Origin of the sequence: Moraxella sp. CTOTU47724 (assembly GCF_032014955.1) — a bacterium.
In the GTDB taxonomy this organism is placed as follows: Bacteria; Pseudomonadota; Gammaproteobacteria; order Pseudomonadales; family Moraxellaceae; genus Faucicola; species Faucicola tetraodonis.
Map to the genome: position 1 here is coordinate 1 of NZ_DALZSV010000092.1, position 4873 is coordinate 4873.

A 4873-nucleotide genomic window follows, 5' to 3' on the forward strand; every position below is an offset into this window, starting at 1 on the left:
ATAATACCTTAGTTGAATCAAGTTACGACTTGTCCCCTGTACCCAATAATATTATGACGATTGCAATGACTAAAGCTCGTCAAACCAATATGTCGTCTGATTTATGGAATGGTGAAGTAGTTATTTCTGCCCAGGAATACGCCAATATTCACAAAGTATCATTGGATGATGCGTATAAAGTTCTGAAAAGAGCTGTGCTAGAACTTGAAGAAACCAAGATTATTTGTGATGCCTATTATGATTTTTCTAATGGTGAAGTTGTGCCTGAGATTCCGCCTAATCTAACGGAGATTAGCTTTTTTTCTGATTCGATTTTGGCATCAAAACCTAAGCATGGTAAGTTCAGTAAGATGAAATTACACATTCGTTTGGTGCAAAAAATAGGTTATAGTGATACAGGCTCCTTCATCTATTTGAAGTTTAGTGATGATATTCTCCATCTAATCAAAAATGCGACCAATCCTGACGCTCTAGACTATACGCAATATGATTACGCCAATACGATAGAACTTAACACTACCCCTGCCAAACGGCTTTACGAACTTGTATGCAAATGGCGAAAAGTGGGAAACTGTCGAAAGCAAGTGGATGAATGGAAGATTTTATTCGGCGTATTTGCCAAATATCCCAATGTGGCAGAATTTAAGCGAAGAGTATTGCAACCCGCTATTAATCAAGTGAACGAGCAGGGTGAATTTAAATTGATATTAGAACAAGAAAAACTGGGGCGAGCTATTACCCATTTCAATATCGTCATTGAAGAACAAATGGTGACTGAAAACCCTGTTCAATCCACAGAATTTTTTGCCAAAGCCAGTAATGTTAATTTATTTGAAAGCCTATCTGAAACTGAACGCCAAACTGTTAAAGCAACGGCAGATAGATATATTGCCAAAAATCAAATAGATGATGAAACGCACAAACGCAATATTTATAAAAAAGCCATTAATGAGCGTTGGGGGTTATTAGAAGTTGATGCTCAACAGCAGGAATATCAAAAACAGGCAGAAGAAGTTAAGAAGAAACTCGAAGCGGACCGATTATCAAAATTGGAAAAACAACAAGAAGTATTGAGAAAAGAACAAGAAAGCAAGCAATTTGTGCAGTTATTTGAAAGTCTCGATCTAGGTTTTCAAATAGAAGTTTTAGATAGGGTGAGAAACTTAATTGCTACGGAAGTACCTGTATTTTTGAAGATGTTTGACAAAGAGAATGACAAAAGATCGGCTCATACAGATATCAGATTTCGTAGTTATTTTAAAAGGATAATGGCAATTGAATAAAATTCAAAAAAAATATTGAATATATAAATTTATACATATACAATTATGTGTATATATAAATAAGTATAGGTTTATCAGTATGCAAAAAATTATTACAGTAATTAATCAAAAAGGTGGTGTTGGAAAAACTACCACCGCACATGCTTTAGGTGCCTGGTTGCAGAGTAAACAAAGTAAAAAAGTATTATTCATCGATTTAGACCAACAAGGTAATTTAACTTACGCAACGAATGCCAGCCATAGCGAAAATAATGCACTAGGCTTATTAATTAATGCAAAATTAGATAAACAAGCGATTCAAATCACACCATCGCGTTATCAAATTATTGCCTCTAGCCCTATGTTGGCTAATGTTGAATCTATGCTGACAATGACAGGTAGGGAATATCGTCTAAGAGAAGCATTAACTGAATTAAAAGAATATGATTACATAGTGATCGATACTCCACCAAGTTTAAATATTTTAACTATTAATGCTCTCACAGCTAGTAATTTTGCCTTAATTCCTGCGCAGGCAGATATTTTTAGTGTCCAGGGAATAACTCAACTTGGACAAACGATTGATGCAATCAAACGTTATACCAATAAGGATTTACAGGTTTTAGGGATTGTTTTAACTCGCTATAGTAATCGTAATATCTTAAGTCGTGATTTACAGCAAGTTATAGAAGATACAGCTAAAAGTATATATACAAAAACATACACACAAAATATTCGTGAAGCAATTGCTATTAAGGAAGCCCAAGCACTAAGAAAAGACATTTTTTCTTATGACGCAAAAGGCAATGCGACTCAAGATTATGATAATTTATTTCAGGAAATTTGGCAGGAGATTCAATGATGTCTACTAAAAAAAGTTTTAGCCATGCAAATCCAGCTATGTCATTTATCAGTAGCCCAATACTTGAGAACGAGCAGGTCGAAGACCAGGAATTAGAAACTAGGAATGTTTCTCAAGAAGATATACTCTTAAGCAAACAGCAAAAAAATGAGTTTGATGTGCCAATGAAACGCAATCCTGAGTTTATTGAAGTCAAAAGCAAACGTATGCAACTATTAATGCAACCATCTTTGCATTCAGCAATTAAAACACTAGCTGATAAGGAAGAACTGAGCGTTAATGAAAAAATCCACAGTATTTTAAAAGATTACGTTGAAAAATCTGATATATAAAGTGCATGATAAAGACACTCATACTGTAATATTTGATAGATCAGAGGGGTAAATTTAAGAAAATTAGCCTAAGCTAAAAATTTTACATTACCTACACTATGATAATCTTAGTGATTTTTATTAAAAAATCATCCATCCCAGCTACCTTACCCCCCAATTAAACTAGCCTAATGTCCATTGCAAAATTTAAATGGACATGAAGATGGCAATCAATAAATCCAAATATATGAGCTACAGTGACGAATTCGTTCAAAATCCTAAAAATCCGAGACATGTCTCGGATTTTTAATATAATACATCGTATCGACTTTAAGATAGCGTTTTCTATTTAGCTGAAAGCTAATGGCATAATCTCATCTAAAAAATGCGTATCTTGGGTCTCAGCTAGTCGTAGCTCGTAAGTGGTTTGTAAGTTTAGCCAAAACTTAGCATTACCCCCAAAATATTTAGCAAGGCGTAGTGCCGTATCAGCTGTAATACCACGTTCCTCGCGCACGATTTCATTAATACGGGCAGGGGTGACGCCGATTGCCTTCGCTAAAGCATTGGCGCTCATTTCTAGCGGTGCAAGATAATCTTCTCGCAAAATTTCACCTGGATGAATGGGTCTCATACCATTTTTCATATAATCTCTCCTAACTATCGATGGTAATCTACAATTTCTACTTCTGTCGGACCTTCTTGTGTCCATATAAAGCAGATCCGCCATTGATCATTGATTCGAATACTATGCTGACCTTCTCTGTCGCCAAATAGGGCTTCAAGGTGATTACCTGGCGGAGAACGCAAGTCTTCTAAAGTAATCGCATTATCTAATTGCAATAATTTTCTTTCAGCAACTTTTTTAATTGAAGAGAAATGGCGTGTATTGCCTGTTGTAAAAAGTGTTTGAGTTTTATCACATGCAAAATTAACAATCATAAAAAAAATCCAAATTTTTATATATTATATATCGATAAACGATAAACTCTAGAGAAGTTTTGTTATTTTTACAGATGTCGAGTGTTTAACAAAGAAATCTTGAATCCCGACAACCTATTGTTTTTCATAGATTTAATTTTCCTTGCTTACTATCGCTTAAAGCTACTATTCACACTCCAAATAAACCAATAAAAAAACAGAATATGAAAAAAGAAATAGCAATGGATTTGTCATAAGACAGCTGGATACGCTAAGATTAGAAAATTGTTTATTATAAATTATTGCAATAATCTAATTTGTATCTTTTGAGACCAGCATGAGCAAAGAACTTCAGGAAGAAATTAAACTATCACAAGTCTTAAATATTAACTTAGCTGAAACACTGGCACACATGCAAGAAAAAGAGCTTGCGTACCTACAGATTGTGCCACCTAGCTGGATGCTCAATAATGACCCGCTTATCGAACAAATCAATCATCTTGGTAAACTCTACAGTGAGGGACGTCTTGTCTGGGCAGCCATTGTACAAGCTAACAAATTTCTGTTTGATGAAGATAAAGCTTTTTCCTGTCCGGCTGATATCGTATATGACCCAACTGGGCGCACCCCTTCATATCAACTAATTAATGTAGCAAGTCAACTTTACGCCCTAAAACATACCACCCCTGATGACCCTGAGCTAAGACGCTATGCGGAACATGTGACCGACGAACAAGAGCGCCATATACAGCGAGTCCCATCCGCATTAAGCGCATTACCACTCATTACAACAGGTATTTTTCTATGGCGCCCACATCTGCCCAATGGCAAATTATCCATGAATATCATTCCTATTTTGGTACATGATGATTGCGAAGGCATTGTCACCATGCTACCAGCTAGATTTTGGGAGGGCAGTTATTTATACCAGCAGTGGCTTTATTACGGTGACAATGATATTGAAACCAGTCCTGCCTTTTATCAGCTCAATGCCAACGGACAATATTGGCAATCATTTAAAAAACAAGTAAGACCAACTAAAGAAGAATTACCTGGGTTTGCCAATCAGCCAAAACCTTATCATTCTAAAAAAGCTACCGCTGCTAGCTTAGCTTTCATCTCACAATGTATGGAAATGGTCAAGCTTGATTATAAAGAAAATGTTCAGGGTAGAGGGCTGTTAGCCAAACCTAACCACCTTTTAAGTCTAATTATTTTATTTGCCGTGGTGGTAAGCGTCTTATTAGCGATACAGAAAGTGTTGAGTTAATGATGTGGTTTTATTAGGTCTTCTTCTCTATTTTTTTCCAGCGTACATCAATATTAGCTCTACTTGGAAAGGCCTAGTCATTGGATCTCTAAACATTTTACCGGCACCAGCCGATACAACGTCTGCGGATGCACCCCTAGAATTCTTGCCACCTCAGGATAAGTCCGTCCAGCAGACAACTCCCGACGAGCCAGTTCCAACTTCTCCTCACTCACCCTAGGCTTACCCGGGACTTTACCACGGCGAC

The 4873-nt window shown here is 36.3% G+C and carries 7 protein-coding genes; 4 read left to right on the forward strand and 3 right to left on the reverse strand.

The genetic code is table 11. The annotated features are described in order from the left end of the window. The 3 genes from RTR63_RS11485 to RTR63_RS11495 form a co-directional block, all read left to right on the forward strand. A partial coding sequence (locus RTR63_RS11485; RefSeq protein ID WP_312524379.1) for a replication initiation protein occupies window positions 1–1283 on the forward strand: 1283 nt, incomplete at its 5' end. A 79-nt stretch (window positions 1284–1362) separates the two neighbouring features. Then, complete coding sequence (locus RTR63_RS11490) at window positions 1363–2124, forward strand: ParA family protein (RefSeq protein WP_312524381.1); 762 nt, start codon at window positions 1363–1365, stop codon at window positions 2122–2124. Continuing rightward, complete coding sequence (locus RTR63_RS11495; RefSeq protein ID WP_312116729.1) at window positions 2121–2456, forward strand: hypothetical protein; 336 nt, start codon at window positions 2121–2123, stop codon at window positions 2454–2456. Before RTR63_RS11490 ends, RTR63_RS11495 begins: the two co-directional genes overlap by 4 nt. A gap of 328 nt (window positions 2457–2784) precedes the next feature. Here the strand turns inward: RTR63_RS11495 and RTR63_RS11500 are convergent, their stop codons facing one another. Both RTR63_RS11500 and RTR63_RS11505 read right to left on the reverse strand, forming a co-directional pair. Then, window positions 2785–3081, reverse strand: coding sequence for a HigA family addiction module antitoxin (locus RTR63_RS11500; protein WP_312116727.1), 297 nt, complete (start codon window positions 3079–3081; stop codon window positions 2785–2787). Window positions 3082–3095: 14 nt separating this feature from the next. Continuing rightward, the gene (locus RTR63_RS11505) at window positions 3096–3377 is read right to left on the reverse strand and encodes a type II toxin-antitoxin system RelE/ParE family toxin (protein WP_312116725.1); all 282 of its coding nucleotides are present in this window, start codon (window positions 3375–3377) and stop codon (window positions 3096–3098) included. A 316-nt stretch (window positions 3378–3693) separates the two neighbouring features. Between RTR63_RS11505 and RTR63_RS11510 the strand changes: the two genes are divergently transcribed. Next, the gene (locus tag RTR63_RS11510; protein ID WP_312524384.1) at window positions 3694–4626 is read left to right on the forward strand and encodes a hypothetical protein; all 933 of its coding nucleotides are present in this window, start codon (window positions 3694–3696) and stop codon (window positions 4624–4626) included. A 77-nt stretch (window positions 4627–4703) separates the two neighbouring features. Here RTR63_RS11510 and RTR63_RS11860 read toward each other — a convergent pair whose 3' ends face one another. After that, complete coding sequence (locus RTR63_RS11860) at window positions 4704–4841, reverse strand: transposase (RefSeq protein WP_409418220.1); 138 nt, start codon at window positions 4839–4841, stop codon at window positions 4704–4706. Window positions 4842–4873: the final 32 nt, after the last annotated feature.

Coding starts and splice junctions, on each gene's coding strand:
- RTR63_RS11495 (WP_312116729.1), top strand. CDS start 2,121: ATGATGTCTACTAAAAAAAGTTTTAGCCATGCAAATCCAGCTATGTCA.
- RTR63_RS11510 (WP_312524384.1), top strand. CDS start 3,694: ATGAGCAAAGAACTTCAGGAAGAAATTAAACTATCACAAGTCTTAAAT.
- RTR63_RS11500 (WP_312116727.1), bottom strand. CDS start 3,081: ATGAAAAATGGTATGAGACCCATTCATCCAGGTGAAATTTTGCGAGAA.
- RTR63_RS11505 (WP_312116725.1), bottom strand. CDS start 3,377: ATGATTGTTAATTTTGCATGTGATAAAACTCAAACACTTTTTACAACA.
- RTR63_RS11490 (WP_312524381.1), top strand. CDS start 1,363: ATGCAAAAAATTATTACAGTAATTAATCAAAAAGGTGGTGTTGGAAAA.